At 54.9% G+C, this 22,939-nt stretch carries 19 protein-coding genes; 13 read left to right on the top strand and 6 right to left on the bottom strand.

The annotated features are described in order from the left end of the window. Nucleotides 1–11: 11 nt before the first annotated feature. The 3 genes from cyoA to INF73_RS10640 all read right to left on the bottom strand — a co-directional run bounded on the left by cyoA (nucleotide 12) and on the right by INF73_RS10640 (nucleotide 3,536). On the bottom strand, nucleotides 12–959 hold the full coding sequence (gene cyoA / locus INF73_RS10650) for a cytochrome o ubiquinol oxidase subunit II (RefSeq protein ID WP_008503322.1): 948 nt from the start codon (nucleotides 957–959) through the stop codon (nucleotides 12–14). A gap of 477 nt (nucleotides 960–1,436) precedes the next feature. Then, entirely contained in the window at nucleotides 1,437–2,912 is a 1,476-nt protein-coding gene (gene ampG / locus INF73_RS10645) for a muropeptide MFS transporter AmpG (RefSeq protein ID WP_193050706.1), read from the bottom strand. Nucleotides 2,913–2,957: 45 nt separating this feature from the next. Beyond that, the gene (locus INF73_RS10640; RefSeq protein ID WP_028012160.1) at nucleotides 2,958–3,536 is read right to left on the bottom strand and encodes a lipoprotein; all 579 of its coding nucleotides are present in this window, start codon (nucleotides 3,534–3,536) and stop codon (nucleotides 2,958–2,960) included. A gap of 306 nt (nucleotides 3,537–3,842) precedes the next feature. Here INF73_RS10640 and bolA point away from each other — a divergent pair, with 306 nt between their 5' ends. The 9 genes from bolA to INF73_RS10595 all read left to right on the top strand — a co-directional run bounded on the left by bolA (nucleotide 3,843) and on the right by INF73_RS10595 (nucleotide 14,203). Continuing rightward, nucleotides 3,843–4,160 (top strand): transcriptional regulator BolA, encoded by a 318-nt coding sequence (bolA, locus tag INF73_RS10635; protein ID WP_003859051.1) that lies wholly within the window; start codon nucleotides 3,843–3,845, stop codon nucleotides 4,158–4,160. Between the two features lie 330 nt (nucleotides 4,161–4,490). After that, nucleotides 4,491–5,789 carry a trigger factor gene (gene tig, locus INF73_RS10630; protein ID WP_008503318.1) on the top strand — a complete coding sequence of 433 codons (1,299 nt, stop codon included), beginning with the start codon at nucleotides 4,491–4,493 and terminating at the stop codon, nucleotides 5,787–5,789. Between the two features lie 260 nt (nucleotides 5,790–6,049). Beyond that, nucleotides 6,050–6,673 (top strand): ATP-dependent Clp endopeptidase proteolytic subunit ClpP, encoded by a 624-nt coding sequence (gene clpP / locus INF73_RS10625; RefSeq protein ID WP_014069126.1) that lies wholly within the window; start codon nucleotides 6,050–6,052, stop codon nucleotides 6,671–6,673. 125 nt (nucleotides 6,674–6,798) lie between these two features. Then, entirely contained in the window at nucleotides 6,799–8,073 is a 1,275-nt protein-coding gene (gene clpX / locus INF73_RS10620) for an ATP-dependent protease ATP-binding subunit ClpX (RefSeq protein ID WP_028012161.1), read from the top strand. Between the two features lie 183 nt (nucleotides 8,074–8,256). Further along, the gene (gene lon / locus INF73_RS10615; protein WP_023334706.1) at nucleotides 8,257–10,611 is read left to right on the top strand and encodes an endopeptidase La; all 2,355 of its coding nucleotides are present in this window, start codon (nucleotides 8,257–8,259) and stop codon (nucleotides 10,609–10,611) included. A 210-nt stretch (nucleotides 10,612–10,821) separates the two neighbouring features. Further along, the gene (gene hupB / locus INF73_RS10610) at nucleotides 10,822–11,094 is read left to right on the top strand and encodes a nucleoid-associated protein HU-beta (protein WP_002444653.1); all 273 of its coding nucleotides are present in this window, start codon (nucleotides 10,822–10,824) and stop codon (nucleotides 11,092–11,094) included. Nucleotides 11,095–11,306: 212 nt separating this feature from the next. Next, nucleotides 11,307–13,178 carry a peptidylprolyl isomerase gene (gene ppiD, locus INF73_RS10605; RefSeq protein WP_028012162.1) on the top strand — a complete coding sequence of 624 codons (1,872 nt, stop codon included), beginning with the start codon at nucleotides 11,307–11,309 and terminating at the stop codon, nucleotides 13,176–13,178. 148 nt (nucleotides 13,179–13,326) lie between these two features. Beyond that, nucleotides 13,327–13,707: a helix-hairpin-helix domain-containing protein gene (locus INF73_RS10600; protein WP_028012163.1), complete on the top strand. Its 381-nt coding sequence runs from the start codon at nucleotides 13,327–13,329 to the stop codon at nucleotides 13,705–13,707. A 97-nt stretch (nucleotides 13,708–13,804) separates the two neighbouring features. Continuing rightward, entirely contained in the window at nucleotides 13,805–14,203 is a 399-nt protein-coding gene (locus INF73_RS10595; protein ID WP_014830880.1) for a YbgC/FadM family acyl-CoA thioesterase, read from the top strand. Nucleotides 14,204–14,264: 61 nt separating this feature from the next. Here the strand turns inward: INF73_RS10595 and queC are convergent, their stop codons facing one another. Together queC and INF73_RS10585 are read right to left on the bottom strand one after the other, a co-directional pair. Continuing rightward, nucleotides 14,265–14,960 carry a 7-cyano-7-deazaguanine synthase QueC gene (queC, locus tag INF73_RS10590; protein ID WP_023332238.1) on the bottom strand — a complete coding sequence of 232 codons (696 nt, stop codon included), beginning with the start codon at nucleotides 14,958–14,960 and terminating at the stop codon, nucleotides 14,265–14,267. A 66-nt stretch (nucleotides 14,961–15,026) separates the two neighbouring features. After that, nucleotides 15,027–16,727, bottom strand: a complete 1,701-nt coding sequence (locus INF73_RS10585) for an SgrR family transcriptional regulator (protein WP_045259902.1) — start codon at nucleotides 16,725–16,727, stop codon at nucleotides 15,027–15,029. A gap of 101 nt (nucleotides 16,728–16,828) precedes the next feature. Between INF73_RS10585 and cof the strand changes: the two genes are divergently transcribed. Further along, nucleotides 16,829–17,647, top strand: coding sequence for an HMP-PP phosphatase (gene cof, locus INF73_RS10580; RefSeq protein ID WP_063438305.1), 819 nt, complete (start codon nucleotides 16,829–16,831; stop codon nucleotides 17,645–17,647). A gap of 42 nt (nucleotides 17,648–17,689) precedes the next feature. Here cof and INF73_RS10575 read toward each other — a convergent pair whose 3' ends face one another. Further along, a complete protein-coding gene (locus INF73_RS10575; RefSeq protein ID WP_028012169.1) occupies nucleotides 17,690–18,736 on the bottom strand; it encodes a PLP-dependent cysteine synthase family protein in 1,047 nt (348 codons plus the stop codon). Between the two features lie 115 nt (nucleotides 18,737–18,851). On the opposite strand from INF73_RS10575, the gene INF73_RS10570 reads away from it, so the two are divergent. The 3 genes from INF73_RS10570 to INF73_RS10560 are packed head-to-tail and all read left to right on the top strand — an operon-like array spanning nucleotide 18,852 to nucleotide 22,887. Further along, entirely contained in the window at nucleotides 18,852–19,310 is a 459-nt protein-coding gene (locus tag INF73_RS10570; protein WP_008503307.1) for an Lrp/AsnC family transcriptional regulator, read from the top strand. A 30-nt stretch (nucleotides 19,311–19,340) separates the two neighbouring features. Further along, nucleotides 19,341–21,113, top strand: a complete 1,773-nt coding sequence (locus INF73_RS10565; RefSeq protein ID WP_045259904.1) for a SmdA family multidrug ABC transporter permease/ATP-binding protein — start codon at nucleotides 19,341–19,343, stop codon at nucleotides 21,111–21,113. Next, nucleotides 21,106–22,887, top strand: coding sequence for a SmdB family multidrug efflux ABC transporter permease/ATP-binding protein (locus tag INF73_RS10560; RefSeq protein WP_047367613.1), 1,782 nt, complete (start codon nucleotides 21,106–21,108; stop codon nucleotides 22,885–22,887). Before INF73_RS10565 ends, INF73_RS10560 begins: the two co-directional genes overlap by 8 nt. Nucleotides 22,888–22,939: the final 52 nt, after the last annotated feature.

Below are 22,939 nucleotides of genomic sequence, written 5' to 3'. Positions count from 1 at the left end.
TCCTCGGCCCCTTAGTGAGCGGTTTCCGCGTGGCTCATGTCCATGCCTTCCATACCTTCGTGCGCGCTGTGCTCGCCTTCTGGCTGGGTCATGTCCATGCTCTTGCCGTGATCCATAAATTTGCCAATAACGTCTTTGAACAAATCTGGTTTCACGTTAGAGAAGTACTCCACCTTGTTGTATTCGCTAGGTGCAGCCACTTTTTCGAACGCCGCCATGTCAGACATGGTGTTTGGAGACTGCTTCGCTTTTTCAACCCACTGGTCGAAAGCGGCACGGTCCGGCGTCGCAATAGCTTTGAACTTCATACCTGAGAAGCCCGGGCCGCTATAGCTGGCGGAGATACCATCGTAGGTGCCTGCTTCATTCGCGATCAGATGCAGGTTCGTCTGCATACCGGCCATCGCGTAAATCTGGCTACCCAGACGCGGGATGAAGAAGGAGTTCATTACGGAGTTGGAGGTCACTTTGAACTGAACCGGAGTGTTCGCCGGGAAGGCGATTTCATTCACGGTAGCAATGCCCTGCTCTGGATAGATGAAGAACCATTTCCAGTCCATGGAGACCACTTCAATGGTAATAGGTTTTTCATCGTGAACCAGCGGCTTGCTTGGCTCAAGTGCGTGAGTGGTTTTCCAGGTCAGTACGGCAAGGAACAGGATGATCAGGATAGGTACCGTCCAGACCACAGCTTCAACTTTGTTGGAGTGTGACCAGTTCGGGCTATACTTCGCATCTTTATTGCTCGCACGATACTTCCAGGCGAAACCAACAGCCATCAAAATGGCAGGAATAACCACAATCAACATCAGGCCAAAAGCCGTCAATATCAGTGAACGTTGTTCCAGTCCAATCTGTCCTTTGGGGTCTAGTAGTGCAGAATCACAGCCACTGAGTAATACAGTACCTGCGAATAATGACAACCATCCCAAACTTTTATTGTATTTCCTGAGTCTCATTTAACGACCTCAATTCCACGGGAGTCTGGTGGCGTTTAAAGTGTGCGGGCATTTTACGGGAAGGTTACATTACTGTAAACATCATTAGGCCTGTGTCAGGAAGGTGTTACCGGGTTCTGCCGCACGTGTCACAAGTGTTGCAGATTATGTCGGTTTTTATGACCGAAGCCGCATTATATGGGCTTTATAACGAAAGGACCCCCAAGCATACCCTAAAAGGGGCAATTGGTATAACCATTGTTAAAAATATACAAAAAATTAACAATTAATTATCAATAAAAAGACATCTAAAAAACGAAAAATCAAACTTTCCAATGCTGAATCGTTTAATGAAAAATAGCGTTTTGGAATTGGCTCCAATAATTTCCAAATCCTATCCCGCACAAAACAACAAATATTTTTTTAGCGGCTGTTGGCTATTTCACCGTTATAATTTCGGTTAGTGATTACAACGGGAAATAACCTTTCACTTTTTCTTCAGGTCAACTGCGTTTTACGCAGTGCCATAAAATCGAGCAGACCGCCCGTCAGGATCCCGGCGATGGCCAGCAGGGCTCCTGCATCCAGCAGAAGAGCTTCGAGGGGGAGCGCCAGAGACGTACTGGCGTTAACGATAAGTACCACAAGCCATAGCGCCAGCGCGCCGCAGCCCGCCATTAGCAGACGTAACGCAAATCGGTAGGCGCGGTGATATTCAGTACGCGGCATAAAGTGTTCGGTCCGCTGGGTATATTCCAGCGTCTGGCGACACACCAGCAATAATAAAATCCCCGGCACGGCAGCCGCGACCGAGAAGAGATAAAACGTTGGCCAGCCGTGGGCTTCTACAAACCAGCCGGCAATCGGGCCTACGTACACGCGCCCAACGGCCGAGAGCGCCGAGAGCAGCGCAAACTGCGTGGCGGAAAACGATTTATTGCACAGGGTCATCAGCAGGGCGACAAACGCCGCCGTCCCCATGCCGCCACAGAGATTTTCAAAGAACACCGCCGCGGCCATGCTGAACATATGCTTGTCGGTCACCGACAGCAGCCAGTAGCCCGCGTTAGATGCGCCCTGCAGGATGCCGAAGATCAGCAGCGCGCGGAACAGCGTCAGGCGCTGCATCAATACGCCGCCATAAAGCGCACCGACGATGGTCGCAAACAGCCCCAGCGTTTTATTCACCACGCCCACTTCACCGGCATCAAAACCGACGCCGCGGATCAGGAAGGTGGTGGTCAGGCTCATGGCAAAGGCATCGCCCAGCTTATAAAGGACAATGAGCAGCAGGATCAGCCAGGCATTGTTGCGGCCAAAAAAGTCACGCAGCGGTTCGGCCACGGCCTGTTCCAGCGAGCGGGGAACCGGAATGACGTCGCTCGGTTCGGGGGCAAATAGCGTAGCGATAATGCAGGGGATGAGCAGGGCAGCCATCAGCCAGTACATACCCTGCCAGCCGAGATAACGGTCGGCCAGCCACAACGCCAGCCCGCCGGAGACCAGCATCCCGAGGCGATAGCCCAGCACGCTGATCGCCGCACCGGCACCGCGCTCTTCCGCAGGTAACACGTCCGTCTTCCAGGCGTCGAACACGATATCCTGAGAGGCGGAACAGAAGGCTATCACCACCGCAAGCGCGGCCATCCAGCGGAGCTGTGTGGTCGGCTCAAGAAAGCCCATCGCCGCAATCGCCAGCAGCAGCAGGACCTGTGTCATCACTAACCAGCCGCGACGACGCCCCAGAAACGGCGGCGTATAGCGATCCATCACCGGCGACCACAGGAACTTAAAGACATACGCCTGACCGACAAGCGAGAAGAAACCAATGGTTTTGAGATCGATGTTCTCAACCGTCATCCACGCCTGAAGCGTGCCGGAGGTGAGCGCGAGGGGTAAACCGGAGGCAAAGCCGAGGATCAGCAGAATTGCTGATTTCGGTTGCTGGAAAATGCGTAAGTAGTGACTGGACATGTTCTTATGAACTGACCCGGTGAAGCACCGGGCCAGTGAGCAGGATTAACGTGCGTTCTGCTTGATAAAGTCGTGAATGCTGGTGTCCTGCGCCATATCGGCGATGGTGTCCGTCAGCACGCTGTTAACGGCGTTAGCAATATTCTTGTTAGAGGCCTGGAACGCGCCTTCAACAGAGTAGCTGGCGCGGTAGTTTTTGGTCATCTTGTTGCCGTTCTTCGCGGTGGCAATGATGGCGATATCCGCTTTGGTCGCAATGTTGTAACGTACGTTGCCCTGAGAGACGTCTGCGTACAGGTTGTTGACGATAATCTGCAGATCAACCGCGCCGCTTGGGCCAATCATGTAACCGCGAGCGGTCATTTGCTTCTCAAGCACTTCCTGCAGCAGGAAGCGCAGGTCGCGGGACGCGGTCAGCGTCACCTGCTGGTTGTCGCGGGTCACTTTTGCCAGCGCCTGATCCTGACGCTGATCGGCACCATTAATGCTCACGGTGACGCCCATCAGGCTTGGGTCCTGCTGAGGCAGGGTGATTTTTGGTGAGACATCAATAGTGGTAGGCGGAGTCGCACAGCCTGCCAGCATAAAAAGGGCTACCAACGGAAAGAAGAGTTTTTTAAACATTTTCAGGTTCTCAACGAATCGTAAGCATTAAAGAGAGAAAAATTGCCGCCATCATATCATCGACTACGGCCAGGGGAAGTGGTCAACGCATGTAAATTCATCGTCTTGTCTGAAAACTGACCAGCTCATCCTTTTTCTCCTCCCGCCAGAGACGACAGGTATGAGTCTCACAGTGAACTTCATGCATTTGAATGAGAAAATCAGACGAAAGCTAAATATTTGTTGTCAAGGTGTAATGGAAACGGTAAAAGCGGCTAACATTTAAAGGGATGGGTGACATCTTAGCGTTGTCGGAGGAGTAATTTCATGATGATACGTGAACAGATAGAAGAAAAATTAAGGGCAGCGTTCAACCCTGTGTTCCTCGAAGTCGTCGACGAAAGCTATCGTCATAACGTGCCGGCAGGTTCTGAAAGCCACTTTAAAGTGGTTCTGGTTAGCGATCGCTTCACGGGAGAACGTTTCCTGAACCGACATCGCCTGATCTACAGCACCTTGACGGAAGAACTCTCCACGACCGTGCATGCGCTGGCACTGCATACCTACACCATTAAGGAATGGGAAGGCTTGCAGGATACGGTTTTTGCGTCGCCGCCTTGTCGCGGTGCAGGCACCATCGCCTGATAAATCGGATTTGCAACGGCTGGAGCTTTTCCAGTATGTTGCTTACAGATTTCCTCAAAACGGCCTCCGGGCCGTTTTGTTTTGTCTGAGTTTTGAGCGGATGGTGCGATTTTAAGGCTAAAAATAGCCTTAAAGTGTGAAAAAAGCCGCAGCAACATGCTCCAACCGTTCTCGACTCACCTAAGTGATGCCGCTATAATGCCGCGTCTTATTGAATGTCTTCGGGATGATTCTGGCGACAGGGAATGTGAATCTGCACTAAGAGAGCATCCCGGTATAACAGACAGATTCAGAGTTGACCGAGCACTGTGATTTTTTTGAGGTAACAAGATGCAAGTTTCAGTTGAAACCACTCAAGGCCTTGGCCGCCGTGTAACGATTACTATCGCTGCTGACAGCATCGAAACTGCTGTGAAAAGCGAGCTGGTCAACGTAGCAAAAAAAGTACGTATTGACGGCTTCCGTAAGGGCAAAGTACCAATGAATGTTGTTGCTCAGCGTTATGGCGCTTCCGTGCGTCAGGATGTGCTGGGTGAACTGATGAGCCGCAACTTTATCGACGCGATCATCAAAGAAAAAATCAATCCAGCCGGCGCGCCAAACTACGTGCCAGGCGAATACAAACTGGGCGAAGACTTCACCTACTCCGTAGAGTTCGAAGTGTACCCGGAAGTTGAGCTGAAAGGCCTGGAATCTATCGAAGTTGAAAAACCGATCGTTTCCGTGACTGACGAAGACGTTGACGGCATGCTGGACACCCTGCGTAAGCAGCAGGCGAACTGGAAAGAGAAAGAAGGCGCTGTTGACGCGGAAGACCGCGTAACCATCGACTTCACCGGTTCTGTAGACGGCGAAGAGTTCGAAGGCGGCAAAGCGTCTGACTTCGTACTGGCAATGGGCCAGGGTCGTATGATCCCAGGCTTCGAAGACGGCATCAAAGGCCACAAAGCGGGCGAAGAGTTCACCATCGACGTGACCTTCCCTGAAGAGTACCACGCTGAAAACCTGAAAGGTAAAGCAGCGAAGTTCGTCATCAACCTGAAGAAAGTTGAAGAGCGCGAACTGCCAGAACTGACTGAAGAGTTCATCAAGCGTTTCGGCGTGGAAGATGGTTCTGTTGCTGGCCTGCGTACCGAAGTGCGTAAGAACATGGAGCGCGAGCTGAACGGTGCTGTGCGTAACCGCGTGAAATCTCAGGCGATTGAAGGTCTGGTAAAAGCGAACGAAATCGACGTTCCTGCTGCCCTGATCGACAGCGAAATCGACGTGCTGCGCCGTCAGGCTGCACAGCGCTTCGGTGGCAACCAGCAGCAAGCGATGGAACTGCCGCGCGAGCTGTTCGAAGAGCAAGCGAAACGCCGCGTTGTTGTTGGCCTGCTGCTGGGCGAAGTGATTCGTACCCACGAGCTGAAAGCTGACGAAGAGCGTGTGAAGGGCCTGATCGAAGAGATGGCGTCTGCATACGAAGATCCATCAGAAGTGATCGAGTTCTACGGTAAGAACAAAGAGCTGATGGACAACATGCGCAACGTCGCACTGGAAGAGCAGGCTGTTGAAGCGGTACTGGCGAAAGCGAAAGTGACCGAAAAAGCGACCTCTTTCAACGAACTGATGAACCAGCAGGCGTAATTTCGCTCTAACGGTTTAAAGTTTGAACAAAAAACCCGTTGCCTTCCGGCGACGGGTTTTTTTTATCGCTGCATGGGTTCTGGAAGGGTGCTAAAACGCCCTTTCAGTGTTAGCGTTACAACAAAAGGTTGTTATGCTTGAAATAGGGCGTGGCGAACCCCATAAGTATGTAATCACGATGATTGAGACTGGCTGATAATCCGTCCATAAGGTTACAATCAGTACAGCAGGTGTTTTCAATTTTGAACCAGGAGACGGAAATGTCATACAGTGGCGAACGAGATAACTTTGCACCCCATATGGCGCTGGTGCCAATGGTTATTGAACAGACCTCACGCGGTGAGCGTTCTTTCGATATCTATTCCCGTCTGCTCAAGGAACGCGTTATCTTTCTGACCGGCCAGGTAGAAGACCATATGGCTAACCTGATCGTGGCGCAGATGCTGTTCCTGGAAGCGGAAAACCCGGAAAAAGACATTTACCTGTACATCAACTCGCCTGGCGGTGTGATTACGGCGGGCATGTCCATTTATGACACCATGCAGTTCATCAAGCCAGATGTCAGCACTATCTGTATGGGACAGGCTGCATCCATGGGTGCCTTCCTGTTAACCGCAGGGGCGAAAGGTAAGCGTTTCTGCCTGCCTAACTCCCGCGTGATGATTCACCAGCCGCTGGGGGGTTACCAGGGGCAGGCGACGGATATCGAAATCCACGCCCGCGAAATTCTGAAAGTAAAAGCGCGCATGAATGAACTTATGGCGCAGCATACAGGTCAATCTCTTGAGCAGATCGAGCGCGATACCGAGCGCGATCGCTTCCTCTCTGCTCCAGAGGCAGTTGAGTACGGCTTAGTCGACTCCGTATTGACCCATCGTAATTGATGCCCGCGACGCGAGTGTGCCGCTATACTAAGGTAGGGCGGCACGCTGCTTAAAGCACACGCGTCTTAGAATGGCATTTGCGTCGTCATGTGCGGCACAAAGAACTTAAAAAGAGGTTTGGACTCATGACAGATAAACGCAAAGATGGTTCGGGCAAACTGCTGTACTGCTCTTTTTGCGGCAAAAGCCAGCATGAAGTGCGTAAACTGATTGCCGGGCCGTCCGTGTATATCTGCGACGAATGCGTCGATTTATGTAACGACATCATTCGCGAAGAGATTAAAGAAGTTGCGCCGCACCGTGAGCGTAGCGCATTGCCAACGCCGCATGAGATTCGTCATCACCTTGACGACTATGTCATCGGTCAGGAGCAGGCCAAGAAAGTGCTGGCGGTGGCGGTATACAACCACTACAAACGTCTGCGTAACGGCGACACCAGCAATGGTGTAGAACTGGGCAAAAGTAACATTCTGCTGATCGGGCCAACCGGCTCCGGTAAAACGCTGCTGGCGGAAACCCTGGCGCGCCTGCTGGATGTTCCGTTTACCATGGCGGATGCCACCACCCTGACCGAAGCCGGTTATGTGGGTGAAGACGTTGAGAACATCATTCAGAAGCTGCTGCAGAAGTGCGATTACGACGTTCAGAAAGCACAGCGTGGGATTGTTTATATTGATGAGATCGACAAGATCTCCCGTAAATCAGACAACCCGTCCATCACCCGTGACGTGTCGGGTGAAGGCGTGCAGCAGGCCCTGCTGAAGCTGATCGAAGGTACGGTTGCGGCCGTTCCGCCGCAGGGTGGACGCAAACATCCGCAGCAGGAGTTCCTGCAGGTCGATACCTCCAAGATCCTGTTCATTTGCGGCGGCGCGTTTGCTGGTCTGGATAAAGTCATTTCCCACCGTGTTGAAACCGGCTCCGGCATTGGTTTTGGCGCAACGGTGAAGGCGAAGTCCGAGAAAGCCAACGAAGGTGAACTGCTTTCGCAGGTTGAGCCCGAAGATCTGATCAAATTTGGTCTGATCCCTGAATTCATTGGCCGTCTGCCGGTTGTGGCAACGCTGAATGAGCTGAGCGAAGACGCGCTGATTCAGATCCTGAAAGAGCCGAAAAATGCGCTGACCAAGCAGTATCAGGCGCTGTTCAATCTGGAAGGCGTTGAGCTGGAATTCCGTGACGAAGCGCTGGATGCGATTGCCAAGAAAGCGATGGCCCGTAAAACCGGTGCGCGTGGTTTGCGCTCTATCGTTGAAGCGGCATTGCTCGACACCATGTACGATCTGCCGTCGATGGAAGACGTCGAAAAAGTGGTTATCGACGAGTCCGTGATCGGCGGCCAATCCAAGCCGCTGCTGATTTACGGTAAACCGGAAGCCCAGCAGGCATCTGGCGAATAATTCACCAAATCATACAAGCAGTTAATCAAAAAGGGGGGATTTTATCTCCCCTTTACTTTTTCCGTATTCATAGCGTTGAATGTGTGGGAAACATCCCCATATACTGGATACATGTTAATGGTTATGTGAAGCACTGTGACATGACCAGCTTACCTGGCGGACACTAAACTAAGAGAGAGCTCTATGAATCCTGAGCGTTCTGAACGCATTGAAATCCCCGTATTGCCGTTGCGCGATGTGGTGGTTTATCCGCACATGGTCATACCCTTATTTGTAGGGCGGGAAAAATCTATCCGTTGCCTCGAAGCCGCCATGGATCATGATAAAAAAATCATGCTGGTGGCCCAGAAAGAAGCATCAACGGATGAGCCGGGTGTAAACGATCTTTTCACCGTCGGGACCGTGGCCTCTATTTTACAAATGCTGAAGCTGCCGGACGGCACCGTGAAGGTGCTGGTCGAAGGCTTACAGCGTGCGCGTATTACCACGCTGTCAGACGATGGCGAACACTTCTCTGCCAAGGCAGAGTACCTTGATTCGCCTGAACTTGATGAGCGCGAGCAGGAAGTGCTGGTACGTACCGCGATTAGCCAGTTCGAAGGCTATATCAAGCTGAACAAGAAAATCCCACCAGAAGTGCTGACGTCGCTGAACAGCATCGACGATCCTGCGCGTCTGGCGGACACCATCGCTGCACACATGCCGCTGAAGCTGGCTGACAAACAGTCTGTGCTGGAGATGTCCGACGTTAACGAACGTCTGGAATACCTGATGGCGATGATGGAGTCTGAAATCGATCTGCTGCAGGTTGAGAAGCGCATTCGTAACCGCGTGAAAAAGCAGATGGAAAAATCTCAGCGTGAGTACTATCTGAATGAGCAAATGAAGGCCATTCAGAAAGAGCTGGGCGAGATGGACGACGCACCGGACGAAAACGAAGCGCTGAAGCGTAAGATCGACGCGGCGAAGATGCCGAAAGAGGCGAAAGAGAAAGCCGAAGCAGAACTGCAGAAGCTGAAAATGATGTCTCCGATGTCGGCTGAAGCAACCGTCGTGCGCGGCTACATTGAGTGGATGGTGCAGGTTCCGTGGAACGCCCGCAGCAAGGTCAAGAAAGACCTGCGTCAGGCCCAGGAGATCCTCGATACTGACCACTACGGCCTGGAACGCGTGAAAGACCGCATCCTTGAGTACCTCGCGGTACAGAGCCGTGTAAACAAAATTAAAGGCCCAATTCTGTGCCTGGTAGGACCGCCGGGGGTGGGTAAAACCTCTCTGGGCCAGTCCATCGCCAAAGCGACCGGACGTAAGTACATCCGTATGGCGCTGGGCGGCGTGCGTGATGAAGCGGAAATCCGTGGTCACCGCCGTACCTACATCGGTTCTATGCCGGGTAAACTGATCCAGAAAATGGCGAAAGTGGGCGTTAAAAACCCGCTGTTCCTGCTTGATGAGATCGACAAAATGTCGTCGGACATGCGCGGCGATCCGGCATCTGCACTGCTGGAAGTGCTTGATCCAGAACAGAACGTGGCGTTCAGCGATCACTATCTGGAAGTGGACTATGACCTGAGCGATGTAATGTTCGTGGCAACGTCCAACTCCATGAACATACCGGCACCGCTGCTGGACCGTATGGAAGTGATCCGCCTCTCCGGTTATACCGAAGACGAAAAGCTGAACATCGCTAAACAGCACCTGCTGCCGAAGCAGATTGAGCGTAACGCGCTGAAAGCCAACGAGCTGACCGTCGAGGACAGCGCGATTATCGGCATCATTCGCTACTACACCCGTGAAGCGGGCGTGCGTAGCCTTGAGCGCGAAATATCTAAGCTGTGCCGTAAGGCGGTAAAACAGCTGCTGCTGGATAAGAGCCTGAAGCACATCGTGATTAACGGCGACAATCTGCATGCCTACCTGGGCGTTCAGCGCTTCGACTATGGCCGCGCGGATAATGAAAACCGCGTGGGTCAGGTGACCGGTCTGGCATGGACGGAAGTGGGCGGCGATCTGCTGACCATCGAAACCGCCTGTGTGCCGGGCAAAGGCAAGCTGACCTACACCGGCTCGCTGGGTGAAGTGATGCAGGAGTCCATCCAGGCAGCGCTGACCGTGGTGCGCGCGCGCGCGGAAAAACTGGGTATCAACCCGGATTTCTACGAAAAACGCGACATTCACGTTCACGTTCCTGAAGGGGCGACGCCGAAAGATGGCCCAAGCGCGGGTATTGCCATGTGCACCGCTCTGGTTTCCTGTCTGACGGGCAACCCGGTACGTGCCGATGTGGCAATGACTGGTGAAATTACGCTGCGCGGTCAGGTCCTGCCAATCGGCGGGTTAAAAGAAAAACTGCTGGCGGCACACCGCGGTGGGATCAAAACCGTATTGATCCCTTACGAAAATAAACGCGATCTGGAAGAGATTCCGGACAACGTGATTGCCGATCTGCAGATCCATCCTGTTAAGCGAATTGAGGAAGTTCTCAGTCTTGCACTGCAGAATGAACCCTCCGGAATGCAGGTTGTAACCGCAAAATAGTGACCTCGCGCAAAGAGCGTCAATAAAAACAAGGCTGGTAAGTCATTTCGCACTTGCCAGCCTTTTTTTGTATAGCTAATTTAGATTGCTGATTAGGTCAGCCATCAACAACGGGTGTTGTAAGGTCATGGCAGGCCTGATATAACTGCTGCGCGGTCGCGTTGTGAAGGACTCAGGCGCGATATAAATTATAAAGAGAGGAAGAGAACAGTGAATAAATCTCAACTGATTGACAAAATTGCTGCTGGTGCTGATATTTCTAAAGCTGCAGCTGGACGTGCGTTAGATGCATTAATTGCTTCTGTTACTGAATCTCTGCAGGCTGGGGACGACGTTGCACTGGTAGGCTTCGGTACTTTTGCTGTTAAAGAGCGTGCTGCCCGTACTGGCCGCAACCCTCAGACCGGTAAAGAGATCACCATTGCTGCTGCTAAAGTGCCGGGTTTCCGTGCAGGTAAAGCGCTGAAAGACGCAGTAAACTGATTGCTTTCCCGTTTCAGGGAAGCCGGATAGTACAAGGGCGCATCGTTTGATGTGCCTTTTTTGTTTGTCCAGACCTGATTTGTGCGAGTTTATGCGAGTTGTGGGCTGACAATCGCCCCGTTTTCTTGTCACAATACGCCTTCACGCGCGACGGGCAGGATTTTCCGTCAGCGTCAGGTAACCAGTCACCTACAGCGGAGTGTTGTTACACCATGATGGACAGCTTACGCACGGCTGCTAACAGTCTCGTGCTCAAGATTATTTTCGGTATCATTATCGTGTCGTTCATATTGACCGGCGTGAGCAGTTACCTTATTGGCGGTGGCGCGAACTATGCCGCAAAAGTGAATGGCCAGGAAATCAGCCGTGGTCAGTTCGAGAATGCTTTTGCCGGTGAGCGTAACCGTATGCAGCAACAGCTGGGCGACCAATTCTCTGAACTGGCGGCGAATGAAGGGTATATGAAAACCCTGCGCCAACAGACACTGAACCGTCTTATCGACGAAGCGCTGCTGGATCAGTATGCCAAAAAGCTGGGCCTTGGCATCAGCGACGAGCAGGTCAAAAAAGCGATCTTCGCCACTCAGGCATTCCAGTCTAACGGTAAATTCGACAACGCGCGTTACAACAGTATCGTCAACCAGATGGGCATGACGGCGGATCAGTACGCACAGGCGCTGCGCAACCAGCTGACAACCCAGCAGCTCATTAACGCTGTTGTGGGTACCGATTTCATGCTTAAAGGTGAAACCGACGAACTGGCCGCGCTGGTGGCACAGCAGCGCGTGGTCCGTGAAGCGACCATTGATGTGAACGCCCTGGCGGCGAAACAGCAGGTGAGCGACGCAGATGTTAATGCTTACTACGAGCAGAATAAAAACGCCTTTGTTTCTCCGGAGCAGTTCCGCGTCAGCTACATCAAGCTGGATGCAGCTGCGCTGCAGGAAAGCGCGTCTGATGCCGAGATCCAGTCTTACTACGACCAGCATCAGGATCAGTTCACTCAGCCGCAGCGTAACCGCTACAGCGTGATTCAGACCAAAACTGAAGCAGATGCTAAGGCGGTACTGGATGAGCTGAACAAAGGCGCTGATTTTGCCACCCTTGCGAAAGCGAAATCCACCGACATTATCTCTGCGAAAAACGGCGGTGATATGGGCTGGCTGGAAGACGCAACCACGCCCGACGAGCTGAAAAATGCCGGCCTGAAAGAGAAAGGCCAGCTGTCTGGTGTGATTAAATCATCCGTTGGTTTCCTGGTCGTGCGTCTGGACGACATCACCCCGGCGAAAACCAAGCCGCTGGCTGAGGTTCGTGATGATATTGCCGCGAAAGTGAAACAGGAAAAAGCCCTGGATGCCTACTACGCGCTGCAGCAGAAGGTGAGCGATGCTGCCAGCAACGACAACGAATCTCTGGCAGGTGCAGAGCAGGCGGCGGGTGTGAAAGCGGTTGAGACCGGCTGGTTTGGTCGCGACAACCTGCCGGAAGAGCTGAACTTCAAACCGGTTTCTGATGCCATCTTTAACGGTGGTCTGGTGGGCGAGAACGGCACGCCGGGCAGCAACTCTGACATCATTACCGTTGACGGCGATCGCGCCTTTGTTCTGCGCGTCAGCGAGCACAAGCCAGAAGCGGTCAAACCGCTGGCGGAAGTGAAGGATCAGGTCGTCGCTCAGGTTAAGCACAACAAAGCAGAACAGCAGGCTAAACTGGACGCTGAGAAAATTCTGGCCGATCTGAAAGCGGGTAAACAGGACGCGCTGAAAGCGGCTGGCCTGAGCTTCGGTGAGGCGAAAACGCTGAGCCGTACCGGTCAGGACCCAATCAGTCAGGCCGCGTTTAGCCTGACGCTGCCGGCAAAAGACAAGCCAAGCTTCGGTACCACCACCGATATGCAGGGTAACGTTGTTCTGCTGGCGCTGGACGACGTGAAAGCCGGCACTCTGCCAGAAGCGCAGAAGAAGGCGATGGTTCAGGGCATTACTCAGAACAATGCTCAGATTGCTTTCGAAGCCATGATGAGCAACCTGCGTAAAGACGCCAAAATCAAGCTGGGCGATGTCATGACTCAGCAGCAGTAATTACGTGTCTGCTCGCAGATTTTCGTAACGCTCTGCAAAAACTAAAGGCCGCTTTCGCGGCCTTTTCCATTTCTGCAATCTGCTGTTTGTGCCTGTTTTCACAGGCGGCTATCGTTGCGTGGCTGTCAACAAACAAGGAGATAACAGCATGAAATGTGGAATCAAAGCACTGTTAATTACGCTGGCTATTGCCACCACCGGGATGAGCGCGGGCGCGCAGGCGGCGACGCCCGCCGCCAAACCACAGGCTACGCAGAGCAAGTCAGACGCGGCCGCGCCGGTACAAGGGCAGACCAAAGCGGCTGACGCCGGTAAAAATGCGGATGATGACGGTACGCGGGTCAGCATTAACTCGGCCTCGGCAGAGGATCTCGCCCGCGCAATGAATGGCGTGGGCCTGAAAAAAGCGCAGGCTATCGTCAGCTATCGTGAAGAGTACGGCCCATTCAAAACGGTCGACGATCTCAAACAGGTTCCGGGCATGGGCAGCGCGCTGGTTGAGCGCAACCTCTCACACCTGACACTGTAATAACGCAATTTCTTGCACTGCGGCAAAAGTTTGCCAGGATAAAGAGGTCATACCAGTTATGACCTCTGATCCTAAAACAATGAAAGGCTATTGCGCTATGCAGACAAAAATCAAAGTACGCGGTTTCCATCTTGATGTTTATCAGCACGTCAATAACGCTCGCTATCTCGAGTTTCTTGAAGAAGCGCGCTGGGACGGGCTGGAAAACAGCGAAAGCTTTCAGTGGCTGACCGCGCACAACATCGCGTTCGTGGTCGTCAATATCAACATCAACTATCGCCGTCCGGCCGTGCTGGGCGATGTGCTCACCGTGACCAGCCAGGTACAACAGCTAAACGGCAAAAGCGGCGTGTTAAGCCAGGTGGTGACGCTCGATCCAGAAGGGCAGGTGGTGGCTGATGCACTGATCACCTTTGTCTGTATCGATCTGAAAACTCAGAAAGCGCTACCGCTGGAAGGGGAATTGCGGGAAAAGCTGGAGTTGATGATCGTATAAGACATATTAAGGCGCACTCGTGCTGTCGACACCTGTTTTGCGACAGCACGGTCAAAAAACGCTATTTAAGCCCGGTCTTTTGCTTCATTGCCGCCATCACGCCGACTTTATCAGCCAGGTAATGGTTAAGCCCGTTAGCGCGCAGATTACAGGCGGCGCACTGGCCGCAACCGTCGCCTTTGATGCCGTTATAGCAGGTGAGGGTTTCGCTGCGAACCAAATCCAGCTTGCCCCAGTAGTCGGCCAGCGCCCAGGTTTCGGCTTTATCCAGCCACATGAGCGGGGTTTCAAAGCGCGTCTCTTTCGCCATCCCCAGATTGACGGCGTGGTTGAGCGCTTTGACAAACTCATCGCGGCAGTCCGGGTATCCTGAGAAGTCGGTCTCGCATACGCCCGTAATTACCGCTTCGGCTTTTACCTGATAGGCATAAATCGCCGTCAGGGTCAGGAACAGAATATTACGCCCCGGCACAAACGTGTTCGGAATGCCGCTGGCATCGGGTTCGTAGTCCGGTACAGGAATACTGTCCCGGGTGAGGCTGCTGACGGCCAGTTCATTTAACAGCGTAACGTCCAGCACCTTGTGCGCGCGTGCCCCCAGTTTAAGGGCCAGTTCACGGGCAACGTCGATTTCAGCGCGGTGACGCTGGCCATAATCGAAAGTCACACAGTGAACTTCATCATACTGATGAAGGGCCTGAACCAGGCAGGTTGTAGAGTCTTGTCCTCCGCTGAACACGACGACGGCACGTTTCATAAATCATCTCGACTGTTACGGTAAAACCGTTATGTTACCGTCTGGCTACGGCGGCGACCAGCTTCTTCACGATTTGGGGGCGGGTACCCAGGCTTCGGTAAAATCAAACCAGCCCCGGGTGTTGAGGCGTATGCCGTTGACCCCCGGCGGGGCGCTGATTTGATATTGATAGTTAAAAAGCGGCGTCAGCACCGCATTCTCCATCAGGCGGTTGAAAATGGCTTGCAGGCCGGCGTGTCGGTCCCGAGCTTCGGCCTGAGACTGCACCGCATCCAGCGTGGCTTGCAGATGGGCGTAGGCCGGTGCGCTTAACACGTGCGGCCACAGGGCATCGCAGCGCAGCCACTGCTCAAGCGTATACGCTGGCGCTTCGCCAATCAGCCTGTCCCCCATCATGATGTCTGCATCGGCAAGCTGCTGGCATCCGTCCCACGTCTTGGCGTCGTGGAAGATGACGGTCAGGTCACAACCCTGTTGCGCCAGGTACGCCTTTAACTGGCTGGCCATGGTGTGAAGCTCAACGGGAAGATGGTAAACCAGCGTCAGCGCCTCAGGCAGGGCAACGTCCGTTAAGTCAGGCCATTCGGGGATTGTCCAGCCGGGAAGCAGTTCCCCGGTGGGCGTAATGAGTCCTTCGTTGAGCGGAAGCGTGTGCAGAAGCCTGGAGAGATGGATGATATTGATAAGCCGCTTCGCCTGGATCTCACTCAGACGCGCGCTCTGTTTCAGCGTGAGGTAACAGAAGCCCAGGCTGGTGCTGGTGCTGACCAGCCTCAGGGTTTCAAGCTCATCGGCCTCGCCAATCGCGATTTGCACCGGGTGACGACAGCTGGTGCCCAGCCTGTAATCAAACAGCTGGGGGGTGATCCAGTATTCGATGGCTTTGAGCAGCGGATGGCTCAGGTGGTATTGCTCATGGCTTTCCAGACGAACCAGGTCGGGCTCAAAGGCGGCCAGCCGGAAAGGGCCGCAGCCAAGTTCAGGATAATCGGGATGCGCCAGACGGCTGCAGTAGGTTGCCAGCCTGTGCGCCAGCCAATAGTCCGGTTGATGCAGCATAAATGTCAGACACTGTGGATGCGATGTTTCGATACGTAAAACGCTCCTGAACAGGGTGCGCAGGGCGGGAAGCGTCAACAGTGCCGTCAGGCTTCGCTGGAGCTGCGCCGTTTCTATTTTATCGCCGTTATGCCAGTGCAGGGTGGAGCGAATGTAGAAATGCCAGCGCAGCCCGTCAGCAGAGACCTCCCAGTGATGCGCGAGATCGCCCGTGGGTTCACTGCTGTTACCGTTAAAACGCGTCAAGCCTGAAAATACCTGTCCCGCCAGATGCTGCTCCGCCCGGCCAGGTAAAAAGCCCGGCTGAAGCGGCTCCAGCGAGCGATAGTAGGGGATGCGCAGCGTCGGCGTGTCGTTTTGCCACTGCCCGCCTAAAAATGGATGCAACAACGATCTCAGCGCTTCAGGAGCAAGCTGGGCCAGCTCCAGCGCGTTATGCTGCTGCCCGCTCTTCAGCGCCTCTTCCATCATCGCATTGCGCAGTGACTCCGGGCTGGCATGGAACGTCAGCTCACCGCGCTTGCCGCGACCAGACCGCGCGTGCCAGCTGAGCCAGCCCGCCTCCTGAGCCTGACGCAGCAGGGTGCGGACATGTCGCTCGCTACAAAAACAGCGGCTGGCAAGCTCACTTATGGTGACCTGCTGTGGAGCGCCAGCGGAAGGTTGCCACAGGCGTTGATACTGGTTAAGGCGGTTAAGCTGGCGCATAAGAAACCCGGAACAATAATTTTCATCTATTCACTATTACTTCCGTATATATCACACGATACTGATGCACAAGTTAATCGCATCACATTTCAGGAGTAATCATGGCCCGCCTCGCTGCATTTGATATGGACGGTACGTTGTTAATGCCGGATCACCGTCTGGGGGAGAAAACGCTGAGTACCCTGAAGCGTCTGCGCGAGCGTGATGTCACCCTGACGTTTGCCACTGGCCGCCACGTGCTGGAGATGCGTCATCTGCTGGGCACGTTTTCCCTGGATGCGTTTTTAATCACGGGTAACGGAACGCGCATTCACACCATTGAAGGAGAGGTGCTGCACCGCCAGGATCTCAACCCGGAAGTGGCGGATATTGTTCTGCACAGCACGTGGGACACGCAGGCCAGTATCCACGTATTCAACGATCAAGGCTGGTTTACCGGAAGCGAAATCCCCGAATTGTTGCACGCGCATGTTTATAGCGGCTTCAAATACCAGCTTATCGATCTGCGCCGGATCCCCGCCCACGCGGTGACCAAGATTTGCTTCTGTGGCGATCACGACGATCTTTGCCGCTTACGCATTCAGTTAAATGAGGCGCTGGGCGACCGGGCGCACCTGACCTTCTCGGCGGTGGATTGTCTTGAAGTCCTGCCGGTGGGCTGTAACAAAGGTTCAGCCCTGGCGGTGCTCAGCGACCACCTGGGCTTAACGCTGCAGGAGTGTATGGCGTTTGGCGACGCCATGAATGACCGCGAAATGTTGGGCAGCGTGGGGCGCGGTCTGATTATGGGGAATGCGATGCCGCAGCTGATCGCAGAGCTTCCTCATCTGCCGGTTATCGGACACTGCGGCAACGAAGCGGTGTCCCATTTTTTGACGCATTGGCTGGACAACAACAACCTCCCATATTCCCCCGAATAGTGAGACCCTTCCAGCAAGCCAGACTTCGGTCTGGCTTTTTTTTTATTTCAGCAGCTGCGCAATTTGCGCTTTCCACGGGGTGATGTCGCCGATGTTGGCCTGTACCCACTCCGCATTGTAGTAGGTCTCAAGGTAGCGCTCGCCGCTGTCGCACAGCAGCGTGACGATGGAGCCGGTACGGCCTTCCTCGCGCATGCGTGCCGCAAGCTGCAGTGCGCCCCACATGTTGGTGCCCGTTGATGCGCCCACCTTGCGGCCGAGCTGCGTTTCCAGCCAGTGCGCGGTGGCGACGCTGGCGGCGTCCGGCACGCGGAGCATTTCGTCGACAACGTCAGGAATGAACGACGGTTCCACGCGCGGGCGGCCAATTCCTTCAATTTTACTGCCCACCGGACTGCGCAGGCCAGCATCGCGGCTTTGCCAGTAGTCGAGGAACACGGAGTTCTGGGGGTCAACTACCATCAGCTGGGTATCGTAGCCCTGACAGCGAATGTAGCGTCCGATAGTGGCTGACGTGCCGCCCGTACCGGCGCTCATCACAATGTACGACGGAACCGGATGCGGTTCGTGGGTCATCTGGCGGAAAATACTGTCGGCAATGTTGTTATTGCCGCGCCAGTCCGTTGCGCGCTCGGCAAAGGTGAACTGGTCCATATAGTGGCCGTTTAGCTCGCGGGCGAGCATTTCAGAGGCGGCATAGATTTCGCAGGCGCTTTCCACAAAATGACAGCGTCCGCCGTAAAATTCGATCTGCTCGATTTTTCGTTTTGCGGTGCAGGAGGGCATCACGGCGATAAACGGCAGGCCCAGCAGACGAGCGAAATAGGCTTCAGACACCGCCGTTGAACCGGATGAGGATTCAATAATGGTCGTGCCTTCTTTGATCCAGCCGTTGCACAAACCGTATAAAAACAGAGAGCGCGCCAGGCGATGCTTCAGGCTACCGGTAGGATGGGTGCTTTCATCCTTCAGGTAGAGATGAATACCGTCAAATCCCGGCAGGGGGAGGCGAATCAGGTGGGTATCCGCCGAGCGCTGGTAGTCGGCATTGATTTCGCTGATGGCATGTTTAACCCAGGTGCTATTCATCGTAGTTATCCGTTTGTCATTTTGTGCCCAGCATAGCGAAAAGCACAGAAAAAATTGTTGCTATCTGGCCTTTAAAATAGAATGAAGGGAGAAAAATTTTCTCTATGAGGTGGGTATGCTAGATAAAATTGACCGCAAGCTCCTTTCATTGCTGCAAAGTGACTGTACCCTCTCTTTGCAGGCGCTGGCAGATGCCGTTAATCTGACCACCACACCGTGCTGGAAGCGCCTAAAAAAGCTGGAAGATGACGGCATTCTTCTGGGGCGCGTCGCATTACTCGATCCCGAAAAACTGGGGCTTGGGCTGACGGCATTTGTGCTGATAAAAACCCAACACCACAGCAGCGAGTGGTATTGCCGCTTCGTCACTCAGGTGTCTGAGATGCCCGAGGTGCTCGGCTTCTGGCGTATGGCCGGCGAGTACGACTACCTGATGCGCGTCCAGGTGGCTGACATGAAGCGCTATGATGATTTCTACAAGCGGCTGGTGAACAGCGTCCCGGGCTTGTCGGACGTCACCTCAAGCTTCGCCATGGAACAGATTAAGTACACCACAGCCTTACCCATTGAATAACTTCGTAAAATACCTTCAGGAACAAACCGCGTGCGATTATTTGCCCAATTAAGCTGGTACTTTCGTCGGGAGTGGCAACGCTACCTCGGTGCAGTCGCCCTGCTTATTATCATTGCCATTTTGCAGCTGATCCCGCCGAAGGTGGTGGGCTACGTCGTGGATGGCGTCACTGAACAGCATTACACCACCGCACGGGTGTTGATGTGGGTCGGCACGCTGGTGCTGACGGCGGTCATTGTTTATCTCCTGCGCTACGTCTGGCGCGTGCTGCTGTTTGGTGCGTCCTATCAGCTGGCCGTTGAGCTGCGTGAAGATTTTTACCGCCAGCTGAGCCGACAGCATCCCGAATTTTATCTGCGTCATCGCACCGGGGATCTCATTGCCCGCGCGACGAACGACGTCGATCGCGTGGTCTTTGCCGCCGGGGAAGGGGTGCTGACGCTGGTGGATTCGCTGGTGATGGGCTGCGCGGTGCTGATCGTCATGTCCACGCAGATCAGCTGGCAATTAACCCTGCTCGCCCTGTTGCCGATGCCGATCATGGCGCTGGCGATCAATCGCTACGGCGAACAGCTGCACGAGCGCTTCAAGCTGGCGCAGGCGGCATTTTCTTCTTTGAACGATCGCACCCAGGAGAGCATGACCAGCATCCGCATGATCAAAGCGTTTGGCCTGGAAGATCGGCAGTCCGCGCTGTTTGCGGCCGATGCTGCAGACACGGGGGCGAAAAACATGCGCGTCGCGCGTATTGATGCGCGATTTGATCCAACGATTTATGTCGCAATCGGCATGGCAAACCTGCTTGCCATTGGCGGCGGGAGCTGGATGGTGGTGCAGGGCACATTGACCCTGGGGCAATTGACCAGCTTTGCGATGTATCTGGGGCTGATGATCTGGCCGATGCTGGCGCTGGCCTGGATGTTTAATATCGTAGAGCGCGGCAGCGCCGCCTACAGCCGCATCCGCGCCATGCTGGCCGAAGCGCCGGTGGTCAATGACGGCAGCGAAGCGGTGCCGGAAGGGCGCGGCGTTATGAACGTCGACGTTCGCAAATTTGTCTATCCGCAAACGGAACATCCGGTGCTGGAGAACGTTAGCTTTACGCTGCGGCCGGGCCAGATGCTGGGCATCTGCGGCCCGACGGGGTCCGGAAAAAGTACCGTGCTCTCTCTGCTTCAGCGCCACTTTGACGTCACCGAGGGCGATATCCGTTTCCATGATATCCCCCTGGCGAACCTGCTGCTGGATGAGTGGCGTGGCCGACTGGCGGTAGTCAGCCAGACGCCGTTTTTATTTTCGGACACCGTGGCGAATAACATTGCGCTTGGTCACCCGTCGGCGACGCAGGAAGAGATCGAACACGTGGCGCGCTTAGCCAGCGTACATGACGATATTTTGCGTCTGCCGCAGGGCTACGAAACGGAAGTCGGGGAACGTGGCGTCATGCTGTCCGGCGGGCAGAAACAGCGAATCTCGATTGCCCGCGCGCTGCTGCTGAATGCTGAAATCCTCATTCTGGATGATGCGCTCTCCGCCGTGGATGGTCGTACCGAGCATCAGATTCTGCATAACCTGCGCCAGTGGGGCGACGGACGCACGGTGATTATCAGCGCCCACCGTTTGTCAGCGCTCACCGAGGCCAGCGAAATTCTGGTCTTACAGCACGGACACATTGCCCAGCGCGGGCAGCATGAAACGCTTGCCGAGCAGCCGGGCTGGTATCGCGATATGTACCGCTATCAACAGCTTGAGGCGGCGCTGGACGATGCGCCGGAACAGGATCAGGAGGCCACCAATGCGTAAGCTCGGAACGATGTGGCCGACGCTCAAACGTCTGCTGGCCTACGGCTCGCCGTGGCGCAAACCGCTCTCCGTGGCCGTGCTTTTACTCTGGATAGCGGCGATTGCTGAGGTGAGCGGGCCGCTGCTCATCAGCTACTTCATCGACAATATGGTCGCCAAAAGCTACCTGCCGCTGGGGCTGGTGGCGGGCTTAGGCGTGGCCTACGTTGGGTTGCAGCTGGCGGCGGCAGGGCTGCACTATGCGCAGTCGCTGCTGTTTAACCGTGCCGCCGTGGGCGTGGTTCAGCAGCTGCGCACGGATGTCATGGACGCGGCGCTTCGCCAGCCGCTCAGCGAGTTTGATATCCAGCCGGTCGGGCAGGTGATTTCGCGCGTGACCAACGATACCGAAGTGATCCGCGACCTGTACGTCACCGTGGTCGCGACGGTGTTACGCAGTGCGGCGCTGATCGGCGCGATGCTGGTGGCGATGTTCAGCCTCGACTGGCGCATGGCGCTGGTGGCGATTACCATCTTCCCGGCGGTGCTGATCGTGATGATCATCTACCAGCGCTACAGCACGCCAATCGTGCGTCGGGTGCGCGCCTATCTGGCCGACATTAACGATGGCTTCAACGAAGTGATTAACGGCATGAGCGTCATCCAGCAGTTCCGCCAGCAGGCGCGCTTTGGCGAGCGGATGGGCGAAGCCAGCCGATCGCACTATATGGCGCGTATGCAGACGCTGCGCCTTGACGGCTTCCTGCTGCGTCCGCTGCTCAGCCTTTTCTCTGCGCTGGTGCTTTGCGGTTTACTGATGCTCTTTGGCCTGAGCTCAAGCGGTACGATTGAAGTGGGCGTGCTGTACGCTTTTATTAGCTACTTGGGGCGCCTTAACGAGCCGCTGATCGAGCTCACGACCCAGCAATCGATGCTGCAGCAGGCGGTCGTCGCCGGCGAGCGCGTGTTTGAGCTGATGGACAGGCCGCGCCAGGCCTACGGTCATGACGAGCGACCTCTGCAAAGCGGCGCCATTGCCTTTGATAACGTCTCGTTTGCCTATCGCGAAGACCGGCTGGTTTTGCAGGACATTACGCTGGATGTCCCGTCGCGCGGTTTCGTGGCGCTGGTGGGACATACGGGAAGCGGCAAGAGCACGCTCGCCAGCCTGTTGATGGGCTACTACCCGGTCACGCAAGGCGAAATCCGCCTCGACGGACGCCCGCTCGCGTCTCTCAGCCACAACGTGTTGCGTAAAGGCGTCGCGATGGTGCAGCAGGATCCGGTCGTCCTGGCCGATACCTTCTACGCCAACGTGACCCTGGGGCGAGACTACTCTCAGGAGCAGGTATGGGAGGTGCTGGAAAAAGTGCAGCTGGCAGACCTGGCGCGCGGGTTTAGCGACGGGATTAATACCCGGCTGGGCGAGCAGGGAAACAACCTTTCCGTTGGGCAAAAGCAGCTTCTCGCGCTGGCGCGGGTGCTGATTGAAACTCCGCAGGTGCTGATTCTGGATGAAGCGACGGCCAGCATTGACTCCGGCACCGAGCAGGCTATCCAGCAGGCGCTGGCCGCGGTACGCGACCATACGACGCTGGTGGTGATTGCCCATCGCCTTTCCACCATTGTCGATGCCGATACCATTCTGGTGCTGCATCGTGGACAAGCCGTGGAGCGCGGCACGCACCGTGAACTGCTGGAAGCCAAAGGGCGCTACTGGCAGATGTATCAGCTTCAGCTGGCGGGCGAAGAACTGGCCGCCAGCGTGCGCGAGGAAGAGTCGCTCAGCGCCTGATGCACCAAAACAAAGCAACGCGCTAACAGTCATTCCTTTTGGTGCAATACTG

It is taken from the genome of Enterobacter cloacae complex sp. P6RS (assembly GCF_014982245.1).
In the GTDB taxonomy this organism is placed as follows: Bacteria; Pseudomonadota; Gammaproteobacteria; order Enterobacterales; family Enterobacteriaceae; genus Enterobacter; species Enterobacter bugandensis.
Note: the sequence above shows the minus strand (reverse complement) of the source record. Positions and strands in the feature narration are given on the sequence as shown.